The sequence below is a fragment of the Nostoc sp. FACHB-190 genome (assembly GCF_014696905.1).
GTDB lineage: Bacteria > Cyanobacteriota > Cyanobacteriia > Cyanobacteriales > Nostocaceae > Nostoc_B.
Window position 1 is genome coordinate 1 of record NZ_JACJQW010000037.1, and the last position, 21,526, is coordinate 21,526.

At 38.3% G+C, this 21,526-nt stretch carries 18 protein-coding genes; 4 read left to right on the forward strand and 14 right to left on the reverse strand.

Annotated features, from left to right (window positions below):
• The 7 genes from H6G28_RS28455 to H6G28_RS28485 form a co-directional block, all read right to left on the reverse strand.
• The coding region (locus tag H6G28_RS28455) for a S1 family peptidase (RefSeq protein WP_190675972.1) at positions 1-893 on the reverse strand (893 nt) is incomplete at its 3' end.
• An 88-nt stretch (positions 894-981) separates the two neighbouring features.
• On the reverse strand, positions 982-1,560 hold the full coding sequence (locus H6G28_RS28460; protein WP_190675974.1) for a COP23 domain-containing protein: 579 nt from the start codon (positions 1,558-1,560) through the stop codon (positions 982-984).
• Between the two features lie 258 nt (positions 1,561-1,818).
• Positions 1,819-2,394, reverse strand: a complete 576-nt coding sequence (locus H6G28_RS28465) for a COP23 domain-containing protein (protein ID WP_190675976.1) — start codon at positions 2,392-2,394, stop codon at positions 1,819-1,821.
• A gap of 83 nt (positions 2,395-2,477) precedes the next feature.
• Entirely contained in the window at positions 2,478-3,644 is a 1,167-nt protein-coding gene (locus H6G28_RS28470) for a serine protease (RefSeq protein ID WP_190675979.1), read from the reverse strand.
• A 665-nt stretch (positions 3,645-4,309) separates the two neighbouring features.
• Positions 4,310-7,666 (reverse strand): serine protease, encoded by a 3,357-nt coding sequence (locus H6G28_RS28475; RefSeq protein WP_190675981.1) that lies wholly within the window; start codon positions 7,664-7,666, stop codon positions 4,310-4,312.
• 62 nt (positions 7,667-7,728) lie between these two features.
• A complete protein-coding gene (locus tag H6G28_RS28480; RefSeq protein ID WP_190675983.1) occupies positions 7,729-8,658 on the reverse strand; it encodes a DUF1822 family protein in 930 nt (309 codons plus the stop codon).
• A gap of 41 nt (positions 8,659-8,699) precedes the next feature.
• A complete protein-coding gene (locus H6G28_RS28485) occupies positions 8,700-9,380 on the reverse strand; it encodes a sigma-70 RNA polymerase sigma factor region 4 domain-containing protein (RefSeq protein WP_190675984.1) in 681 nt (226 codons plus the stop codon).
• Positions 9,381-9,915: 535 nt separating this feature from the next.
• Between H6G28_RS28485 and H6G28_RS28490 the strand changes: the two genes are divergently transcribed.
• A complete protein-coding gene (locus tag H6G28_RS28490; RefSeq protein WP_190675986.1) occupies positions 9,916-10,863 on the forward strand; it encodes an NAD-dependent epimerase/dehydratase family protein in 948 nt (315 codons plus the stop codon).
• 469 nt (positions 10,864-11,332) lie between these two features.
• On the opposite strand, the gene H6G28_RS28495 is transcribed toward H6G28_RS28490, so the two are convergent.
• The 3 genes from H6G28_RS28495 to H6G28_RS28505 are packed head-to-tail and all read right to left on the reverse strand — an operon-like array spanning position 11,333 to position 12,527.
• Entirely contained in the window at positions 11,333-11,884 is a 552-nt protein-coding gene (locus H6G28_RS28495; protein ID WP_190675988.1) for a hypothetical protein, read from the reverse strand.
• A gap of 9 nt (positions 11,885-11,893) precedes the next feature.
• Complete coding sequence (locus tag H6G28_RS28500) at positions 11,894-12,307, reverse strand: PIN domain-containing protein (protein WP_190675990.1); 414 nt, start codon at positions 12,305-12,307, stop codon at positions 11,894-11,896.
• Complete coding sequence (locus tag H6G28_RS28505) at positions 12,297-12,527, reverse strand: hypothetical protein (RefSeq protein ID WP_190675992.1); 231 nt, start codon at positions 12,525-12,527, stop codon at positions 12,297-12,299. Before H6G28_RS28505 ends, H6G28_RS28500 begins: the two co-directional genes overlap by 11 nt.
• A gap of 56 nt (positions 12,528-12,583) precedes the next feature.
• Here H6G28_RS28505 and H6G28_RS28510 point away from each other — a divergent pair, with 56 nt between their 5' ends.
• Complete coding sequence (locus H6G28_RS28510) at positions 12,584-12,796, forward strand: hypothetical protein (protein WP_190675994.1); 213 nt, start codon at positions 12,584-12,586, stop codon at positions 12,794-12,796.
• Here the strand turns inward: H6G28_RS28510 and H6G28_RS28515 are convergent, their stop codons facing one another.
• Both H6G28_RS28515 and H6G28_RS28520 read right to left on the reverse strand, forming a co-directional pair.
• Complete coding sequence (locus H6G28_RS28515) at positions 12,797-13,666, reverse strand: hypothetical protein (protein WP_190675996.1); 870 nt, start codon at positions 13,664-13,666, stop codon at positions 12,797-12,799. It lies immediately after the preceding gene.
• Between the two features lie 141 nt (positions 13,667-13,807).
• Positions 13,808-16,021 carry a phosphoketolase family protein gene (locus H6G28_RS28520; protein WP_190675998.1) on the reverse strand — a complete coding sequence of 738 codons (2,214 nt, stop codon included), beginning with the start codon at positions 16,019-16,021 and terminating at the stop codon, positions 13,808-13,810.
• A gap of 759 nt (positions 16,022-16,780) precedes the next feature.
• Here H6G28_RS28520 and H6G28_RS28525 point away from each other — a divergent pair.
• Together H6G28_RS28525 and crtO are read left to right on the forward strand one after the other, a co-directional pair.
• Positions 16,781-17,539: an LmeA family phospholipid-binding protein gene (locus tag H6G28_RS28525; protein WP_190675999.1), complete on the forward strand. Its 759-nt coding sequence runs from the start codon at positions 16,781-16,783 to the stop codon at positions 17,537-17,539.
• A gap of 105 nt (positions 17,540-17,644) precedes the next feature.
• Positions 17,645-19,339 (forward strand): beta-carotene ketolase CrtO, encoded by a 1,695-nt coding sequence (crtO, locus tag H6G28_RS28530; protein ID WP_190676001.1) that lies wholly within the window; start codon positions 17,645-17,647, stop codon positions 19,337-19,339.
• A gap of 243 nt (positions 19,340-19,582) precedes the next feature.
• On the opposite strand, the gene H6G28_RS28535 is transcribed toward crtO, so the two are convergent.
• Together H6G28_RS28535 and H6G28_RS28540 are read right to left on the reverse strand one after the other, a co-directional pair.
• Positions 19,583-20,281: a hypothetical protein gene (locus H6G28_RS28535; protein ID WP_190676003.1), complete on the reverse strand. Its 699-nt coding sequence runs from the start codon at positions 20,279-20,281 to the stop codon at positions 19,583-19,585.
• Positions 20,282-20,737: 456 nt separating this feature from the next.
• On the reverse strand, positions 20,738-21,292 hold the full coding sequence (locus H6G28_RS28540; protein ID WP_190676005.1) for an SRPBCC family protein: 555 nt from the start codon (positions 21,290-21,292) through the stop codon (positions 20,738-20,740).
• Between the last annotated feature and the right edge of the window lie 234 nt (positions 21,293-21,526).

The following is a 21,526-nucleotide window of genomic DNA, read 5'->3' on the forward strand; positions in this document are numbered from 1 at the left end:
TCAATTCTGACGCTGATTTGTTTGGCTTTTTGTTCTAATTCCCCTAACCATCCGGTTAATTGGGTTGTGGGTACATCCGGTTGTGATTTTGGTAAGGGTAAGGAATAAGCTGTTAATATTTGATTGTTGACTTGGGCTAAGAAGGTAGAAATCGGGATTCCCCAACTGAGTTGACGCATTTGTTGAATTTGTGCATCGCTAGGGCGTGAACCGTCAGGATAGACATAACCTGTATTTAATATTGGGTAAGCACTTTTACCATTTACCCCGATGATTTGTCCGACAGAATTGAGAATGACACCACCACTCATTCCCTGTTCGATGTCGCTGGTGTAACCGATTTGATAGCCTTCTTTGAGTGGTCTATCCCAGATTTTCTGCACTGTACCTGTGCGGAATACTATTTCGTCTTTTGCAGCAGAATATCCCGCCGCTATGACTTGTGTATCGGGATAGGGGAGGAAATTTGCTATTTCTTGGAGACAATAGTTTTGTTTTGTTTGGAATTGTAATAAGGCTAAGTCAAATTTTTCAAAGTTGGTGTTGGGGACTATTTGTGCTGTATGTGTTTTTCCGTCAGATGTTTGCAAGTTAATGTTTTTAACTCCGCGAATTACGTGAGAGTTTGTCAGCACTAGGTAGGTATTTCCTTGTTTACCTAGTAATGTTCCTGAACCGCCGTTGTTATCTCCTATTACTCTGACTGTAATCTGATTTGCTAGGGTTTTTAGTTGTTGTTCTGAATATTCTCCTGTTTCTCCGTTTTCTGCTTTGATTTGACATGATGCCGTTTCTATTGCTGCTTTTGTTATTAATGGATATAGGCTTATAGCACTAAGATTAGAAGATGCTAAGACAATTAATGAAGTAATAATTGCTGATTTTTTATTCATATTAATGAACAATAAATTCTGATTATTTTCAAGTGTGAAATATTAATTTGGGTGGGCTGGGCAAAACTATAACCCACCCAATAGTCAACTATTGATTTTTCAACAGAGGAGAATTATTCAAAACTTCGGTCACGGAAATATATAATTGATCACCTGAATTTTGGAAAATTGGCTCGGCACTTTTACCTTCTGCAATGTCCATTAGTCTTTGTATTACTTGCCTTGGATCACTACCGGATCTAACAGTAAATAGCTGATTTGTGCCGTTACAAGTTTCTCCTGAATTAGCAAAGGCACAAATAACATGACTGCCGTTGCGCTTTCCATAGGATAGGTAATTTAAACGACCTTGAGCATAAAATTCTTGGAATTTTTTTGTAACTTCTTGACAGCGTTTTTCTGGTGTCCAGCCACTTCTATTAAAGTATTCTGATTTCCATCCAATGAAACGTACATGACCTTTTCGTTCAGGAACCCAAGCTACTGTGGCAGGTATTCTCTGCCCACTGGCTGCATCAAACATCGGCTGACAAAAAAATGTCACTTTACCTGTTTGAGATTTAGCAGAATTGGATTGGCTGAAACTAGGAGATTGGCTCACAACAAAACTGGTTAAAGATGTAACAAGGGTTAGGGCGACACCGATGAATAATGCTTGTTTTTGCATAGTTATGCTCCTTGAAATTGATAAGTAAATGGCAAAAAAAGAGATAGAGGAGATGACAGAAAAATTTTTACCAATACCAAGTCCCTAGTAGAAATTTAGCTTGGGTTGAGCAACAGCGAAACCCAAAATTAATCTCAGTAACTCAAAATAGATATTGGTGTTGGTTTTCCTTGCATAAGCCTACTAGCTAATTATTGGAGGGTAATGAAATATTAATTCGGGTGAGTTGAGCAAAGCCGTAACCCACCCGATAGGAAACTATTGATTTTTCAAGAGAGGAGAATTATTCAAAATTTTGGTCACGGAAATATATAATTTATCACCTGAACTTTGGAAAATCGCATCGTTATTTTTACCTTCTGAAATGTTCATCATTTTTTGTATTACTTGCCTCGGATCACTGACGTTTTTAACAGTAAATAGCTGATTAGTAGCATTACAAGTTTCTCTTGAACTAGCAAAGGCACAGATAACAGAATTGCCGTTGCGCTTTCCGTGAGATAAGTAATTTAAACGACCTTGATCATAAAGTTTCTGAAAGTTTTTTGTAACTTCTTGACAGCGTTGTTCTGGTGTCCAGCCACTTCTATTAAACCCGGATTGCCAAGCAATGAAATGTACATTACCTTTCCTTTCAGGAACCCAAGCTACTGTGGCAGTTATTCTCTCACCACTGGCTGCATCAAACATTGGCTGACAAAAGAAGGTAACTTTATCAGGTTGAGATGTAGCAGAATTTGATTGGCTGAAACTAGGAGATATGCTCATCACTAAACTACTTAATGATGTGACTACTGTTAGCCCTAACCCGATGAATAATTCTTGTTTTTTCATACTTCTGCTCTTTGCAATTTCTAAGTCAGTAGAAAGGTAAGAAATAGAGGAAACAACAGAAAAAGTTTTTCCCGAATGCTCAATTAAGGGTATGATGCGGCACGCAAACTGTAGTTACCCATTTCTCCTCGTTCGTTAGAACTGGCAACTATGAAATAAAATCCATCTGCTGGTAAAGTGGTGGCAATCTGAGCATTCAAATCATTAGGCCCTCGATCATCGTTTTCGGCTATTTTGATAACTTCGCTATCTTCAGAAGATCCATTTACTTGATATAAAGTGAGATATGAATTAATCTTCTGACTTTTCATGTCAATAACTATTTGTTGGTTAGCTCGACCTTGAAATTGATAGAGATTAACAAATCTACCGTCTTTAAGAGTGCGATCGCCTGTTGTTAAACTGCCATCAATTACTTGACCATTGAGTGTAATATTGGCTATTGTCGGTTCTTGTCTACGTTCTAAGGTAGATTGACTAGCAACTCGTCGATTCTGTATGTCTGCTATAAAAGATTGGACGTTGCTGACAGGAAGAGCTAAATTAATCCCTGTACCACTGGGTGTGCGAGCAATTACATTACCTTCTTTATCATAAACTGGTGCTGTAGCTCCCCAGGTATTCACACCAATCACATCTCCCTGACTATTCAATAAAGGCCCCCCAGAGTTACCTTGATTAGTGCTGGCTGTATGTTGAACGATGCCCTCTTCTCGAATCCGGCTAATATGGCCTTGAGTGCAAGTATCTCGATTCTCTGGGTCTAAAGGACTACCAATGGCAAAGACACGATAACCAACTTTGGCTGAACCTGGACGAGCTAAATTCAGATGCGGTAGATTTTTGCGGTTTTGGATTCTTAATGCGGCTAAATCTACGCCTCCATGAGCAAAACCAATCACATCTGCGGGAGCTTGCTGACCATCTTGAAAAACTACTGTGACGACGCTGGGACTACCTTCGACAACGTGAGCATTGGTAATAATTAATCCGTCTTGACTCACTAAAAAGCCGCTACCGTGTCCTTTACCGTCTTTTACTGTCACAACAGCTTTGCTGGCTTGTTCGCAAACTTGGTTCGCTTCTAACTCTTGTGATGTTTGCGCTAACGTAGTCTTGGATGGTTTTTCCTGTTGTGTTTTATTTTGTGCGTCACTAGGTAATAGCTGTCTAACGCCGACTACGCCTATAAAAGCCACTATGGTAGACAGCACAAAAGTTAGCAATTTAAAGAATCCGTTGTTCATCATCGCCTGATATATGTATTGTTACAGGAATAAAAATCCCACAATGGAAATATGAGCAAAGAATGTTTCTTTATCAAATTTTAATACTTTTGCATCCGTGTAAATGCGAAAGATTGAGTGCAGTTTGTCAAAATTTGGCTAGAACACCAATTCAGTAATCTTGAAAGAACCTCTCCCCCTACCCTCACAAGCGTAGGTTTTTAACAGAGTGATGAGTAGCGACTCTAAAAATCACGATTTAATCAGAGTTCCATCGCCCTCACACCCTTACACCCCTACACCCTAAATCAAGGTTTTTGGGGCAGAACGTACAAAACCTACACCTGTCAGAGAGGGCTGGGGGGTTTGGTTTTTGATTACTGAGTCGATGTTAGGAACAGAATCCACTGCTGGAGATGGGAAACCCTGAGAGCTAAAGTTGGCTGTGTCTATAGTCGAATGATTTGGTTGCTTCTACTTGGGTTTCGTCATCAGTCTGTGGTTTTTACGCAGAAATGTAAACTTGTTACAAAACTTTATATTTATGATGGGTGATGTCTGCGACTGGCTACGCCCTTGGGTCTAATATGGGGTAAGGTGCGATCGCCTTATTGCTGTAACTGTTGTAAGTAGCTCATAACAGTTTCATAAAAAGCATTATCTCCTTGAGCCTGCAAAATGCGATCGCCTTATTGCTGTAACTGTTGTAAGTAGCTCATAACAGTTTCATAGAAAGCATTATCTCCTTGAGCCTGCAAAAGTTGGGCTGCTTGCTGTAAACTTTGAATAGCTTTTTGTTTATCTCCGAGACTAATGTAAACAAATCCTCTCATTGCGTAAGCATCAGCAAAATTAGGATTAATCTTAATAGCTTGGTTAAAATCAGGCAGAGCTAAATCCCATTTCTTCTGATAAAAATAAATAAAGCCCCGATTGTTGTAAGCATTAGCATACTGAGGATTAATCTTAATCGCTTGATTCAAATCAGCCAGAGCTAAATCCCATTTCTCCTGCTTGTAGTAAAGAGTACCTCGATGGTTATAAACCTCAGCATCATTAGGATTTTTATTAATAGCTTCGGTGAAATCCGCTAGAGCTAATTCCCATTTCTTCTGTGCTTTGTAAAAAAGACCACGATTATAGTAATGATTAGCCGAATCAGGATTGATCGTAATAGCTTTATCAAAGTCAGCCAGAGCTAAATCCCATTTTTCCTGCTCCTTGTACAGACTACCTCGATTATTGTAAGTATCAGCCAAATCGGGATTAATCTTAATAGCTTGGTTATAATCAGCCAGAGCTAAATCCCATTTTTTTTGCTCTTTATAAATAATACCCCGATTGTTGTAAGCATAAGCAGAATTAGGATTAATCTTAATAGCTTGGTTATAATCAGCCAGAGCTAAATCCCATTTTTTTTGCTCTTTGTAAAGATTACCCCGATTGTTATAAGCACCAGCAAAATTAGGATTAACCTTAATAGCTTGGCTATAATCAGCCAGAGCTAATTCCCATTTCTTCTGCTTGTAGTAAATATTACCACGATTGTAATAAGCTTCAGCAAAATCAGGATTAAGCTTAATAGCTTTATCAAAGTCAGCCAGAGCTAAATCCCATTTTTTTTGCTCTTTGTAAAGACCACCTCGATTGTTGTAAGCATCAGCAAAATCAGGAAGATTAATTTTAATAGCTTGGTTATAATCAGCCAGAGCTAATTCCCATTTCTTCTGCTGATGGTAAATAATACCCCGATTGTTGTAAGCATAAGCAGAATTAGAATTAATCTTCAGAGCTTGGTTATAATCAGCCAGAGCTAAATCCCATTTTTTATGCTCATAGTAAAGATTACCCCGATTGTTGTAGGCAAGAGCATTATCAGGATTAATTCTAATAGCTTGATTGTAGTCAGCCAGAGCTAATTCCCATTTTTTCTGGTCATGATAAATAAGACCTCGACTGGTGTAAAATGCAGCGCGGGGATTAAGTTCAATTGCTTTATTTATTGCTGCTTCTGCGTCTACATATCGTTTTAAACTACTTAACACATTCGCCTTTTCATGATAAAGGTTTGGGTTTTTTGGCTGGAGTTGAATTGCTTTTTCTATTGCTACTAATGCCTTGTCTGGCTGTTTGGATTGACGATAGATTATACTTAGTCTTTCCCAAGCAGCTACATAGTCAGGTTTGAGTTTAGTGGCTGACTCTAATGCAGCTATAGATTCTGGATATTTTCGATTCGCTCCTAATACCAAACCCTTACCATAATAAGCTAAATAAACAAATGCAGGTTTTAGCTTGATGGCTTCATCAAATGCTTTGGCTGCTTCTTCATAACGATTTAACCGCCAGAGTTGATTTCCTCTTTCTATCCATTGACTAGCTGTGGCATTGCCTTTAGAAATATCTGTTGATAATATCGCTGCTTGAATAGACTTGATTTGTGTTTCTTGTAGTGGCGGTGCAGTATGAGTTTCTACCTTTTGTGCTTGCACACCAAATCTGCTTGCTAACCCTAAAAATGTACTGGTGGGAATGCCTAAACTATAGCCTAGTTGAACTTTTCCTCCACTACTACCCCTATCTCCGGTTTGTTCATCAAAGGCTTCTTCTCCTTCCGCACGTCCATGAATTCCAATTACTCTTCCTTGGGAATCTAATACAGCCCCACCACTCATCCCGCCATAGGTGATGCTGGTGTAAACTAACTCATAACCTCCAGTTAAGAAACTGGCACTTTGTAATCTACCAGAGATGTTAGTTTGAAAATCTGATTGTTTGACAGATATTAATCCTTGTTCTCTTTCTAAAATCTGCCCCATTGTCAGCCGCCAAGGAGAATTATTTCCGAGTCGGGGATAGCCAGGCGTAAATACATAGTCATTAGTGTTAAGACTATAATTAGCCAGGGTTGCAACTTGATAATTCTGATTAGGTGCTGTGAATTTAACTACGGCTAAATCTACACCCGATTCTGTTTTAATTGTGCGTTTATCTACAGGATATTGTTTGCCATCTGGTGCAAGAATTTGATAGCTAAAGTTACCACATGGCTGGGTTGCATCTTCTCGTTCACAGACAACGTGGGCGGCTGTTAATACTGTGTATGTATCTCCATCTTTAGCAATAATGATTCCTGAACCATTAGCGTTACTATTGCTATCAATTCTGACGCTGATTTGTTTGGCTTTTTGTTCTAATTCTCCTAACCATCCGGTTAATTGGGTTGTGGGTACATCCGGTTGTGATTTTGGTAAGGGTAAGGAATAAGCTGTTAATATTTGATTGTTGACTTGGGCTAAGAAGGTAGAAATAGGGATTCCCCAACTGAGTTGACGCATTTGCTGAATTTGTGCATCGCTAGGACGTGAACCGTCAGGATAGACATAACCTGTATTTAAGATTGGGTAGGCACTTTTACCATTTACTCCGATGATTTGTCCGACAGCATTGAGAATGACACCACCACTCATTCCTTGTTCGATGTCGCTGGTGTAACCGATTTGATAGCCTTCTTTGAGTGGTCTATCCCAGATTTTCTGCACTGTACCTGTACGGAATACTATCTCGCTTTTTGCAGCAGAATATCCCGCCGCTATGACTGGTGTATCGGTATTGGGGAGGAAATTGGCTATTTCTTGGAGACAGTAGTTTTGTTTTGTTTGGAATTGTAATAAGGCTAAGTCAAATTTTTCAAAGTTGGTGTTGGGAACTATTTGTGCTGTATGTGTTTTACCATCAGATGTTTGCAAGTTAATGTTTTTAACTCCACGAATTACGTGAGAGTTTGTCAGCACTAGGTAGGTATTTCCCTGTTTACCTAGTAATGTTCCTGAACCGCCGTTGTTATCTCCTATTACTCTGACTGTAATCTGACTTGCTAGGGTTTTTAGTTGTTGTTCTGAATATTCTCCTGTTTCTCCGTTTTCTGCTTTGATTTCACAAGTAGAGTTATCTGCTTTAGCAACAGCATAAGAGGAGGTTTTAATAGCAAAACTGGGGAAGGATAGTAAAAGTAATGAAGTAACTAAGATAATGTTTTTTTTCATATTATTTTGTTGTGACAAGAGAGTTAATAAATTTCACGCAGAGGCGCGGAGAGGAGTTATGATTAAACTTCAAATAATCTGGTTTGCTGTGAATCTCCATAAGTTACGATAATTTGAAACTTTTCTCCTAGTTCGGCACTAAACTCTAATTGAATCCAATTATCTTCTTTTCTCGATATTACTTCTAAAATGTTTTCTCCTGATTCATCATGAATATTTAATTTTACTCCTTGAGGTAAAACATAATTTCCTACGGGATAGACTTGTGTTAAAATATCAACTTCCCCTTCAGAAGCCGCAGCAAGTTTGACTACCAATGCTACAGAAATCTGATCTAGCTGCATTCCTAAATCAATTTTCTGTCCCCGTGTTATGGTTACAGCATTCTTAAAAGATAATCCCAATTGTTGCGGGTTTAATAGATGCTCAATAGTTTGCCAGCTTGCATCGACAAACCCATCTAGCCATTGACCAATTTTTACTAAATTTGATGATTCTTTGTGCTGGGGATATTTGGCTATTTCTAATTCACTCAAATAAAGAAGAAAATCTTCTAAAGATTGCAACTGATTCAGAGAAATTTCGGCTTGGGCTTGGGATGTAAAACCTAAAATTGTAGCCTCTGTTAATTCAGTATTGAATTGTACAGCAACATAACCAATTCTATCCTGCCAAACTTCTGGCGGAATTTCACAAATTTCTGTGTTTGGTAAAACTGGTCGACATTCTAATTTACCGAGAGTTTTTACTTCTAAATCTGCTACATTCATCAGTTGAATTGTCAGGCGATCGCAACTATCACTTCCCTGCCAATCAGTCTCAAATCCCATACACTCAAGATAATACTCTACAGCATACACAGCTAAAGTATTTAGATAAATATGTTGTCGCTTCTCAGGGTTAGCAATACCTTGGCTATATTCTTGAGCGATAGTATGAGCTTTAGTAGATAGGGTGACGCTAAAAGTTAGTTGATCAGTGATACTATTCATAAATAAATTTCTCCAATTTGCATGATCAGTTTATTCAGCTTCTATATATATTTCTTTAAGTAAGTAATAGTTTTACGCATCCGTCGCTGGTAAAAACTAGAAGCTGTCGATATTGATACACCCAATTCCTCAGAAATATCTTTCCATCGCTTTCCTTCTAACACTAAAAGTAGAATTGCTTTTAAATTTGCTTGGGGATAGCCATGAATATAGTCGTCTTTTAAAATATTCTCAGGATCATTTTCAATAACTTCTTTTAATTGTTGTTGCTCAGAATATATCTCATTTTCTATAGGCACATCTTTGTTGAGTTCATCTAAAGCCAGGACGGGGGCAACTTTTTGATGTTTGGGAAGCTGAGTAATCCCTCTTTTTTGGTCTTTTTTAGCGACATCAGAAATTCGTCGAGCAAGAATAATATTTACCCATACCATCACGGGATATTCAGGGTTATATTGTTCAATTTTTTGACAAATTTCGACAAATGTAATTTGTAATGCTTCATGGTAATAATCTTCATAGTTGGGTGATTCCATCCACTGACCTTGCTTGCTCAGTTTTCCAGAACAGCGAATAGCATTGATCAGCTTATTTAAAGCTATACGTCGTTTTGCTCTGTCTTGGGGATTTTTACTATTGGCTGGATAGCGCCTGACTTCATAAACTAGCTGTTGTAATTCTTGGTTAATAGCATCGTCTGTGAGAGAGAAATCATTGCTCATCTAGCACTCCAAGCACTCCAATAGGGAATATCTATTTTGGTATCTTCCTTTGGCGGTGGATTTTACGCAACAAAATTGTGCTGTTACTAATCTTTACAAAGTACTCCCTTCTGTGTGAGGTTGGGGACTGTGAATGCTTTGGGTTCTACTTTCACCTAACCTACACCAGATGCGATCGCACTTATTACAGGACTTACATAAGTGTCACAATTGGTGCTTGGTGTGTGACGTTATAAATCTGATGACTACGTTCAAATTGTCTCATTGCGTCACACACCCTACAGAAAAATATGCCAGATGCGATCGCACTATTACAACAAGGCAAAAGTAACTCTTTGGCTGTGTAGTGATACTAGCCACTAGGTTGAAAATTAAATTATTATCAGGAAATCTCAATAAATATACCTAAGTAATTCTGCGATATTTCCATGATTAATTTAAACATTACTGCTAAATGATGACGTTTATACAAGATAAGTATTAACCTGTGAATATCGCAATCAGGGAAATATCAAAAAACGGTTAAAGAGGGAACATGGCTAAAATTATTGTGACGGGAGCAGCAGGTTTTATTGGTTCTCATGTTGCAGAAGTACTGCTAAAACAAGGAGAAGAAGTAATTGGGATTGATGAGTTTAATGATTACTACGATCCGATATTAAAACGTAAGAACATTGCTCTTTTAAACTGCTGGTCTAACTTTAAATTAATTGAAGGAAATATTCAGTTTTTAGATTGGCAAAATTTACTCCAAGATGTAGAAATTATTTATCATCAAGCAGCCCAAGCCGGAGTTAGGGCGAGTTGGGGTGACGGTTTCCGTGCTTATACTGAACGGAATATCAATTCGACACAAGTTTTATTAGAAGCAGCTAAGGATGCAAAACATCTGAAAAGATTAGTTTTTGCTTCTACATCCAGTGTTTACGGTGATGCGGAAACTTTACCCACCCACGAAAGTATCTGTCCCCATCCAGTTTCGCCTTATGGGATTACCAAGTTAGCCGCAGAAAGGTTATGTGGACTATATCAGAAGAATTTTAATGTGCCGATTGTGGCATTGCGCTATTTTACAGTTTATGGGCCGAGACAGCGCCCAGATATGGCATTTCATAAGTTTTTCAAGGCTATTTTGCAAGATGAAGCCATTCCGATTTATGGGGATGGACAGCAAACACGGGACTTTACGTTTGTGAGTGATGTTGTGGCGGCAAATTTGGCGGCGGCGAGTGCAGCAGAAGCTGTGGGGAAAATTTTTAATATTGGTGGTGGTAGCCGAGTTGTGTTAACTGAAGTGTTAGATACAATGGCGGAAATTGTCGGTCAGCCGATTAAGAAAAACTACATTGAAAAAGCAATGGGAGATGCACGCCACACGGCGGCGGATATATCCCAAGCACAGAAAATTTTAGGGTATCAGCCACAAGTGTCGCTGCGGGAGGGGTTAACACAAGAATGGCAGTGGGTGAAGGGATTATATTAAATGAGTAAGATTTGGATGTAATGCGATCGCATTTTAGGAGTGAAAGTCACAAATTTCGGAAAACTCCCGCGATCGCTTTTTTGGTGTAGATTCGTAAAGGCAATCATTACTGTCGCCGAAACAGCTTTTGCGATGATTTTTATATTGAAGCCATTCCCGCCGAGAACTAAAGTTCCAGGCTAATAGCCAAAGTCCACTTCAGTGGACTGGAATAAATTTATTGTTGAGTCCTCTTGAGAGGACTTGCACTATGAGACTCGGAATTGATTCCGAGGCGGGATTGAGCGAAGTCGAAGGTCACGAATTGCAAATTTCATCAAAATGCTGCTTCACGTCCTCTAGTACAAGTCAAAGCATCACTTCCTCTTTTTCCAGATAAAAAATACTCCACTGTAGGTTGGGTGAAACGAAGTGAAACCCAACACATAAATCTGGGTTTTCCAGAATATTTTTTGTTCAAAACGGGTGATTAATTAATTACTGCAGAAGATGGAATCAGAGATGCGACAAAAGCAATTATTGATTCTATTAATGGATGTTGTTGTAATATTTTTATTTCTGTATTTGTGATGTTGTCAAATATTTTTGCATTTATTTGTTCACCTTTTCCAAATACTATCTCTAAAAAATCTTTAGGGTTGATTTTGGCTAATTGCCATTCTAAATCATTAAATTTGCGTTGTGCTATTTTTTCAATTAATGATTTATCTTGTAAAAATACAATTTCTATTTCGGGAACTGCAAAAAAGATTTGATAGGGAATCCCTGGTGATGCTTGATTTAGTGCATAGTTAATTAAATCATGTCTTTCCCATATTTGAGATTCGTTATCTGTATCTGCATCTAAGACAAGAGCAACAGGTGTGTTTCGAGTCGCAAGCAATGAACTAGCTAAAGAACGCGCACCATAAGAGCTTTCACCCGCTATAAATTGAATATCTTGAGTCAGATTTTTTGGCAGTAATTTTTGTAAAATTTCTTTATCTTTATTGCCTACCGTAATTATGTATACCAATGTCATATAAAAATCTCAAACAAATGGATTTATGATTCTTAATTTATTTTCTATTAACTGATTATGTTGCATATCTTCTGAGTAAATGATGAAACATTCACTTAATAAAGCTGTAGATATAATCAAACTATCCCAATAAGAGTAGCTATATTTATTGTTGATTTCTAATGCTTGTATAACCTCTGTTGTGTTAATTGCCAGAATTGGAAAGGTATTAACTATATCTGATATAATAGTGGTGGCATCTGTTGTAGATGTGAATTTTTTTCTCGTTAAAACATGAAATAATTCACCTAATACTTGAGTGCTAACTAGCAAAGATGAATAATTATGTTTAATGATTTCTGCAACTTGTTGGGATTTTTCAGGCGGATTTTTAGCATAGAGATAAATCCAGAGGTTAGTATCGAGAAAAATTTTATCTTTCATAAATTTCGTCTCGATTAAATTTATAATCTGCGGGGAGTTGGAAAGAGTAGTTATTAACTCGTGCTAAAAATTGCTGTATTTTTGATGCTTGATGATCTTGATTAGGTTCGCTACGTTCAATAATCATAATTTGTAGGGTTTTACCTTCTAATTCGGAACTGAGTTTTTCATTTAAAACAAGTTCACCGTTGGTACAGGTTGCTTTGATGATTTGCAGCATTATAAATAACTTTAAGTCCTAAACTGATGAGTATGGCTATAATTCCATTATAAATTATGCAATTCAAAGCATCACGTCCTCTTTTTCTAGATAAACAACTCCCCTGTAGGTTGGGTGAAACGAAGTGTAACCCAACAAATGATATCAATGCTCATAACAAAAATCTATCAGGTGGAAATCAAGGTTATTTGGTGTTGGGTTACGGCGCAAATATTAATTTTTTTTGCTGCGAAGATGCAAGCTTACGCCTCCACCCAACCTACATCTAACTAATACTGTATATACTCAGTTATTTGAGTTAGCAAATATTCATGTTTTAGCTTTTGTATTTCTTCGTTAATAACCTTTTGTACTATTTTTGTAATTAAAGCTTCCAGTTCTGCTACCTTAAGATTACTGACAAGCTGAACTGAAAAAGGCTGTAAGATGTCTGAGGAAAATATTTCTACATTTTTATTTATTAATTCTACTATTAATTTTTCCTCATTTAAAGAAGAATTTATTAATTCGCTTTTAATCATATCTTTGGTTATTTGAGGAAACTTATTACTCCAAGCTGATACAATTCCAAAATAACCAGCAGCATCTTCTAAACAATATTCAAACATATTTAATAAAATATTTATCCAACCTTGTTTCTTCAAAAATACTTTTTTAGCTTTTTTATGAAAAAAACTTCCGTCAATAGTTTTATTTACTTTTACTCCTAGATATTCAAATAATCCGTTTAAACCTCTATATTCTTTTGATTGAGAATATTTTATAAAATCAAATACATTTATTTTTTCGACATTTGAGGGTAAAGATAATGTAATTAATCTATTTCGTAGTGTAACTAGATCACTGTCTTTGATATTAAATCCAATAAAAATTTTATCTTTTAATATATAAATATCTTGCATTATCTCTTTAATAAGTTCTTCTTCTTCAAATTCAAATTCTAAAAATTTAATTTTTATATATTGTTTCTTACTAGACTTCATTAGGCGAGTAATAGTGTATCCATAGATTCTTTGGATCGTTTTACCGTTTATGTAATGTGGCCAAAATTCTAAGTCCAGAAAAACTAAATCATAGATGGAACCAGGATAAAAGTTATTCACGAAATTTCCATCTATTTTTATTTCTAGTTTATACATACAATGATTAAAAAGTTACCTGTATTTTAGAATATATAAAAAAAATAGTATAATAAAAACCGCAAACACACGCATAAAACGCCAATTTATCTGCGTTCATCTGCGTGCATCTGCGGTTAATTTTTATTCCTAAAACTCAGATTAATGCACTAACTCAATAGCCCGCTTCGTCAACGCTTCAGCAGTCAAACCATTAAACGCCATCAACTCACCAGCACTAGCTGTAGTTTCGCCACGTTTCCAGGCAAAAGTATCGCGCTTGCTGTTGCTTCTTAACATAATTGGTTCTAACATTGCCGCAGCGCCACCAGTTACACCAATTAGTGCATCACCGCCAAATAATTCAGTGAATTTTGCATCATCAATGAAACCACCATCGGCTTCAGAACAAGTATCCCAAGCGACATCACTAGGGCGATATAAACGGCGGGGGTTAATAATAGAAACTATCTTCACCCCTATACCTTCTGTTTCTAAAAATGCTGCGGCTTCAAATACAGGAATTAATGTCATATCACCGATAACTGCAAAGACAACTTGCTTTCCGCCAGCAATTTCATGTAATACTATTGCACCATCTTCTAAGCCTTGTTGAGTTTGTTTTAATGTTGTATGAATCGGCAAGGGTGACTTACTGGCAGTGATGACAATTCCTTTATTTTTTGTTGTCAATGCCCAGTCATAACAAGATTGGATACTATTAGCATCAGGTGGGAATAATGGAAATACGTTTCCATTTCGCATCATTGATGCAAAGTAAGCTTCAATTTCGGGACGTTGGTGTGTCCAACCGTTGCGTCCTTGTTCTAATGCGCCTGCTGTGAATAGAGTAATTGTTGATGGAGTTTGACGGCGTAATTCTGCCATTGCTTGAATGACTGTTTGCCAAATTGGTAAACCGTTAATGGCAAAAGATTCGTAAGAACACCACAAAGTTCTCGCACCCATGAGTGATAAACCAACAGCTAAACCTGCACAAGCATCTTCACTTAATGGTTCATAAACTTGGCCGTTTGGTGCTTGGTTATATAAGTCGTCGGTGGTGGGGTGAATAATTTTTAAGGCTTGGTTGATGTTGCCAATTCCTGATGCTTCGTTACCGTCGGCGTTGGTGACGAGGAAATTTTTATCTTTTTGTCCAACAACACCAACTAATCTACCCATTGCGGTGGTTGAAACTTTTGGTTCGCCGCCAACTGCATATTCTTCTAATGGTAATTCGCCTAATTCTGGTAATTCTAATTCAAATTCTGTGACGACAGTTTTGGCGGCGGGGCCACCACCAGCGCGTTCGGCGTTGGTTCTGACTAATTGCCAAGCTTCTTGTGATAAGGCGCGTGCTTGCAATGCACTGACAATGTGAGGTGCATCTAGGGTGTCTTTAGGATACAAGTTGTGAGATTTTGCACCTCTGGCGTGAACACCTGCGCCTTTGAGTTGTTTGATAATAAATACGGTTAGTTTACCACTCAGGGCAGAACGGGCGGCTTTATCAACGGCGACTAATACGGCTTGGGTGAAGGCGAGGCGTTGCTGGAAGGAAAAGGCGGTACTATCAACGTAGTCGCCTGGTTGATTTTGGTCGTCAAATTCTTTGGCATCAACGAGAATGACTTCTGCAAAACCGTTACCTTGCCAGTAGGCTTTCATCTCATCATTGGTTTTGAGGGAAACCATACTGTGATGTTCTTGGCTGTAACCGTTCCACACCAGCACGGGTAAGAAGTTGGTGACGCTGGGATAGGCGGTGTTGAAGTGTGCCATTGAACTCATAATATATGGTTCACCTAGTCCACCGTCGCCGAGGGTGAAGGGGAAAAGTTGGTCACGGTGGAGGAGTGCAGCCGCCATTGCAAAGTGTTGCCCTTGTCCCAAAGGCCCGGCAGGTGCGAGAATACCGGGAATGTAACCGGAAAGGTGTCCCAAAAGTCCATGCTTTTCGCGGAAGCGATCGCGCAATTGTTGTACTGTAAAAATGCCCATGTCTTCTAAGGAGCGATCCAAAAACATGGCACTATAAAATCCAGGGGCGTGGTGTCCGACTTCCGTAATAATATTTTTGTAGCCCAGCATGACTAATGCTGCATACGCTTCCGCTTGGCTGGCAAACCCGCCGGGGTGTCCTGATGCTTTACTCCCAGTGATTTGCAATGTCAGGTAACGCAAGGCATCAGCAGCAAGTAAAGTTTGATATACGGCTGCGGTATCTGTAGGAGATGCGATCGCTACTTTATCTGAATCTATCGCAGGTGTAGCACCATAAGTGGCAAAATCTGGTAACGCTTCGCCAAAATATTGAATTCCTTCACAAAAATCAGGAAGCGCGGCAGATGCCTTTGGTGTAATTGCTGTCATGCTGAGTACCTTATAACGATGAAGGGAAACTGTAGATGCCCGTGGAATTTAACAAAAATTTTACATCTTCAGGGCTGTAACAGTTTATTGCATTTTTACAACCAAAGGATAAGCAGTTTAAATGATTGTTAGAGAAAAACTTATATAGGACAGGTGATAGGTGAGAGGTAACAGTAAAGCAAGATGTAGAGAAGACCTCACAAAAATCATCATTAGTAAGTGATGATTGTTTTCAACCCGCCCATATTTATTCAAAAATCAAATAGAAACCCTATATTTTTCGCTTAGGGATCTGCGGGTTAATAGTGTCCCAACCAGCCAGGTTTCGACACTTCTCCTACCGGAGACGCTACGCGAACGACAAGCTCAGTGCATCGCTTCGCTCAACCCTCAAAGATCGAGAGTTGAGCGGAGTCGAAACTCGGTTTACTGGTACTTTATTTTCATGCAATTCCCTTAGTGGAGTTAATATTTGCTTTCTTATACCAATTCTATGTGAGTCTGCATTTAATCTTCATATCTCTTCTTTCTTTGTGTTCTTTGCGCCCTTTGTGGTTCGTTCTTTAATTCAGTGCATCTTCATGCAGAATTGGTATTAATTTCATCTCATCTTCCCAATACCTTTCATTTAGTATCAAAATTTACCTGTCACCTGTCACCTTTTCCCTTCTAACCATCTGTATATACCATCCTGTAGATCCTTTTTTGGGTATGTAAGGTCTAAAGTAAGCATTATGGGACGCTATGAGATAAAAATCCATGCCAGAAGAACGCAGGTTGGAAGAACAATTCATCTCCCAGGAAGCCGAACGCCAGTTATCCAACCAACTGGATGAAGCTGAACAAATTGATGTCGATGTGCAGACTGATTTGTTCAAAATAGTTCAAGGACAAGCGGATGGTGTTTCTTTGAGTGCCAAAGGATTGGTTTTTAAAGAAAATATCCGGGTTCAAGACATCAAACTGCAAACAGATAAAATTGCCGTCAATCCTGTAAGCGCGATTTTTGGACAGATTGAATTAAATGCGCCGGTAAATGCGATCGCTCGCATTATCATGACAGAATCAGATATTAATCAAGCCTTAAATTCCGAATTTGTACAGAATTCGCAAAAAAATTATGAATTAAATGTTGAGGGTGAAAATGTCAGGTTGGAAATGCAAAATATACAATTAGCTTTCCCTGGTAATAATAAAATTCAATGCCAAGGATTAATAGACATTACAGAAAAAGGTAAAAATCGCCCACTTGGTTTTACTGCCCAATTCCAACCCAAAACTTACACTAATCCTATCATTTTAGAAAGTTTTAATTGCCATCAGGGTGAAGGGATAACTTTTGAATTAGTTTTAGCAATCATACAGAAAGTCAAAGAACTACTGAATCTGCAATATTTTACCTGGGAAGGGACAAAATTTAAAATTATCAATCTGGATGTCAAGCAGCAGCATTTAATACTCTTAGTTGAAACTCAAATGCAGCATATCCCAGCTTCTCTCTCAGAAATGACTAATTAGGAAAATCATTATAGTATTAGTTGATTTAACTAAATCTACTTAATCTTGTAATTTTTTTTGAGTCTTTGTAAGATTAACAAGCCACTCTATTATAAACTATAAAATATGCAAGAATATGATGTTGTGATTATCGGTGCAGGACATAACGGACTAGTTTGTGCAGCATATTTGCTCAAAGCTGGCTATAGTGTCCTACTTTTAGAAAAACGTTCTGTTCCTGGTGGTGCCGCAACAACTGAAGAATGTTTACCCAAAGAAGCACCAGGATTTAAATTTAATTTGTGTGCAATTGACCATGAATTTATTCACTTGGGGCCAGTAGTTGAAGAATTAGAACTGAAAAAATATGGCTTAGAATATTTAGAATGTGACCCAGTGGTTTTCTGTCCCCATCCCGATGGCAAATATTTCTTAGCACATAAATCTTTAGAAAAAACTTGTGCAGAAATTGCTCGTTATAGTGAACGTGATGCTAAGAAATATGCCGAGTTCACTGACTATTGGCAACGGGCATTAGGCGCAATGATTCCCATGTTTAATGCACCACCTAAGTCAATTATAGATATTGTTGGTAACTACGACATTACAAAACTCAAAGATTTATTCTCAGTGATTGGTTCACCAAATAAAACACTGGATTTTATTCGCACAATGCTAACCAGTGCGGAGGATTTACTCAATGAGTGGTTTGATTCGGAATTTTTAAAAGCGCCACTAGCCAGATTAGCATCAGAATTAGGTGCGCCCCCATCACAAAAAACCCTTGGTATTGGTGCAATTATGATGGCAATGCGTCATGATCCTGGTATGGCTAGACCGCGTGGTGGCACTGGTGCATTAGTCAAAGCTTTGGTGAATTTAGTTACTAGTAAAGGTGGCACAATTCTCACAGATCAGCACGTAGAAAAAGTGTTGATTGATGATGGTAAAGCTGTTGGTGTACGCGTTGCTGGTGGTACAGAATATCGAGCGAAATATGGTGTAATTTCTAATATTGATGCCAAGCGGTTGTTTTTGCAAATGACCGATAAAAGCGATATTGACTCAGCCGATCCTGATTTGTGGGAAAGATTAGAACGCCGCATTGTTAACAATAACGAAACCATCCTCAAAATCGATTTGGCTTTAGATGAACCTCTGCGTTTTCCTTTCCACGCGCACAAAGATGAGTATCTTGTGGGTTCTATTTTAATTGCTGATTCTGTGGCGCATGTGGAACAAGCTCACAGTAAGTGTACCTTGGGCGAAATCCCAGACTCTGATCCATCAATGTATGTAGTGATGCCCAGTTACCTTGACCCCACCTTAGCACCACCAGGAAAACATACTGTTTGGATTGAATTTTTCGCCCCCTATCAAATTGCAGGTGCAGAAGGTACAGGCTTAAAAGGTACTGGTTGGACTGATGAGTTAAAAAATCAAGTTGCTGACAAGGTAGTTGATAAGTTAGCTACTTACGCACCTAATGTCAAAACAGCGACTATTGCCCGACGGGTAGAAAGTCCCGCAGAGTTAGGAGAAAGATTAGGCGCATACAAAGGAAACTACTATCACGTCGATATGACTTTAGATCAGATGGTGTTTTTCCGTCCATTACCAGAAATCGCCAACTATAAAACCCCCATTGACAATTTATTCTTAACTGGCGCGGGTACTCATCCTGGTGGTTCAATTTCGGGAATGCCAGGACGCAATTGTGCGCGGGTATTTTTACAATCGAAGCATCCCATTACTCAGACTTTGAAAGATGCTAGAGATTCGATTAAATCGACTGTCGGATCTGTGTTTGGGATTGTTTAGCCCATAACTTACGCACAAAGATTATCTGTGGAGATTGGGTGTAAGGGTGTGTGACATAAGGGTTTTAGATACATACACCCTTCCCTACACCCTTGTCAAAACCCTTGATTTTTCGTTTTTATGCGTAAGTCCTAAAATAAAAACCCCACAAATTTTTGTGGGGTTATTTTGTGAATTACGGTGACTCTAGTTATCTAAAACACATCAAATTTGTTCAGTTCAGGCTATTTTATGTTACAAAAACTAAACATTTGTGAGGCGTTGTTCCAACTCTTCAAGGCGTTGAGCCATTAAGCTGATTACTTCTTGGCTATCGTCTACCCCATTAGGTTCGCCGGGTTGAGATGTCACAACAGGCGGACGCACTAGAGATGGTAATCTGACTAAGCTACCACCGCTTGCTGTAGGCAGAGCGTAGGCAATTTGATCAAAGTCAGGAACAGAATCATCGATATTTTTGGGTAGGAAAGTTCCGCGATGTTCTGGAGTTACTAGCAGTTCATAAGATGGCCCACCGATTGTCGCTCTAGAGATGCTCACATACCCACGAATCTCTAAATTTTTAGCTCCTGTAAACAGGTCTACATTTTGCAGATCAGGTAGTAAAGTAACTAGTGCGGTATCATTCGCAGGAATACCAACATTAAAAGTAAAGCGTTTAGGATTACCTGGAACTGGAATTAATTCAGAAAAATCATTATTTCCTAAAACATCACGGATTGTGACTGTATCTACTAGATTTAATTCAGGTGTCGTCGCTGTAAATTCTAGTCTCAAGCGTGCAGGTGCATCAGTAGTATTAGCAATAGTTAAAAAGTAACCTTGCACAACTCTACGAGCAACTTTTCCTAGCTTTTGAACAACATCGGGTGGTAAATTACCTAAATTATCTGTAGGAGCAATGGGGTTAACAAGTAATTCAAAAGTTGAAACTAATGGCATAATTAATTCTCCATGTGATTTAGTTTATTTCTCTAAGCTTGTGATGATTATTGCCAGATTTATAAATGGCAAAATCACAAAATTAGAGTGGGATTGCAGACTGAGGAATGTTTTTTTGTCCGCTAATTATTCCACAGGCTTAAACTTTGTATTTACGCAAAACTTCTGACTCTTTAATATTTCTTTACAATTGTCTTGGCTGAGGTATATCCAGAAAATTGATTAAAGTCTTGCAGCGTAAGGATTATCAGATATATGAATCTATGTCAGAAATACAGAGAAAGCATATATACTCATCTCCAATGACTCACACACCTCTATTCCCTGTCTCTGTTGTAAAATAATTAAGGCTTGCTATTATGCAATAAATTCTACTGATAAAAAATATAGCCCAGACGTTTATATGGTCTGGGCTATATGCAGAAGCCTAAATTAATTCTGTTGTCAATATTGCGATTACTGCTTACACATAACCTGACGCATTTTCCGCATATTTGCAGGTAGTTCAAAGTTCATAGCTTGCTGAATAAAAATTGAAGGGATGGGAATATTGGGTGTGGCTTGGACATTATAAGCCAGCAAAGTGCCGTTACCAAAATCTTTTAAATCTACGCAGGCGCTAAAGTCTTCAAAAGTGCCTTTTTCCATACGGAAGTGAATTTGTTGTCCAATGACTTCCGCAACGCTGAGATAAATTTCGACTTGGGCTGTGAAAAATAAAAAGGCTTTTTGTGCTGCTTGGTACAGGCGTTTTGCTTCACCTCTGTGCATAACTTCGCTTCTGGTGATATCAGGAAAATATTGCACCCAACGAGGGTAGTCAGTGAGTTGCTGCCATACGTGCGATCGCATCATCGGTAAATACATCCATGCAGTAACTGCACCGCCCCACGCCGTATGCGATCGCGCTTCTACCAAAATTTCGCCCTGCATTAACAATCTTCGCTTGTCATCGCTCCAAGGCATATCTAAACCTGTAATAATTGGGTCGGAAATATGAGACGCAGCCATATTAAATTACTCACTCCTCACTTTGCCACACTTCCAGAGTTAAAGTTAATCAACGTCTATTAGACTTTAAGATCAACCCACTCAAATTTAGTTCCACTTTTCAAACACCATTTTCCGGAACTAATATCATCTCCTGATATTTTTCTGTGAAATCACTTATAAAATCGTATTGCTGATTACATTTAATCAAATCTAAATTTCGGCAACTATAACAATAACACTACTTTTAAATAT

Coding starts and splice junctions, on each gene's coding strand:
- H6G28_RS28460 (WP_190675974.1), bottom strand. CDS start 1,560: ATGCAAAAACAAGCATTATTCATCGGTGTCGCCCTAACCCTTGTTACA.
- H6G28_RS28465 (WP_190675976.1), bottom strand. CDS start 2,394: ATGAAAAAACAAGAATTATTCATCGGGTTAGGGCTAACAGTAGTCACA.
- H6G28_RS28470 (WP_190675979.1), bottom strand. CDS start 3,644: ATGATGAACAACGGATTCTTTAAATTGCTAACTTTTGTGCTGTCTACC.
- H6G28_RS28475 (WP_190675981.1), bottom strand. CDS start 7,666: ATGAAAAAAAACATTATCTTAGTTACTTCATTACTTTTACTATCCTTC.
- H6G28_RS28480 (WP_190675983.1), bottom strand. CDS start 8,658: ATGAATAGTATCACTGATCAACTAACTTTTAGCGTCACCCTATCTACT.
- H6G28_RS28485 (WP_190675984.1), bottom strand. CDS start 9,380: ATGAGCAATGATTTCTCTCTCACAGACGATGCTATTAACCAAGAATTA.
- H6G28_RS28490 (WP_190675986.1), top strand. CDS start 9,916: ATGGCTAAAATTATTGTGACGGGAGCAGCAGGTTTTATTGGTTCTCAT.
- H6G28_RS28495 (WP_190675988.1), bottom strand. CDS start 11,884: ATGACATTGGTATACATAATTACGGTAGGCAATAAAGATAAAGAAATT.
- H6G28_RS28500 (WP_190675990.1), bottom strand. CDS start 12,307: ATGAAAGATAAAATTTTTCTCGATACTAACCTCTGGATTTATCTCTAT.
- H6G28_RS28505 (WP_190675992.1), bottom strand. CDS start 12,527: ATGCTGCAAATCATCAAAGCAACCTGTACCAACGGTGAACTTGTTTTA.
- H6G28_RS28510 (WP_190675994.1), top strand. CDS start 12,584: ATGCAATTCAAAGCATCACGTCCTCTTTTTCTAGATAAACAACTCCCC.
- H6G28_RS28515 (WP_190675996.1), bottom strand. CDS start 13,666: ATGTATAAACTAGAAATAAAAATAGATGGAAATTTCGTGAATAACTTT.
- H6G28_RS28520 (WP_190675998.1), bottom strand. CDS start 16,021: ATGACAGCAATTACACCAAAGGCATCTGCCGCGCTTCCTGATTTTTGT.
- H6G28_RS28525 (WP_190675999.1), top strand. CDS start 16,781: ATGCCAGAAGAACGCAGGTTGGAAGAACAATTCATCTCCCAGGAAGCC.
- crtO (WP_190676001.1), top strand. CDS start 17,645: ATGCAAGAATATGATGTTGTGATTATCGGTGCAGGACATAACGGACTA.
- H6G28_RS28535 (WP_190676003.1), bottom strand. CDS start 20,281: ATGCCATTAGTTTCAACTTTTGAATTACTTGTTAACCCCATTGCTCCT.
- H6G28_RS28540 (WP_190676005.1), bottom strand. CDS start 21,292: ATGGCTGCGTCTCATATTTCCGACCCAATTATTACAGGTTTAGATATG.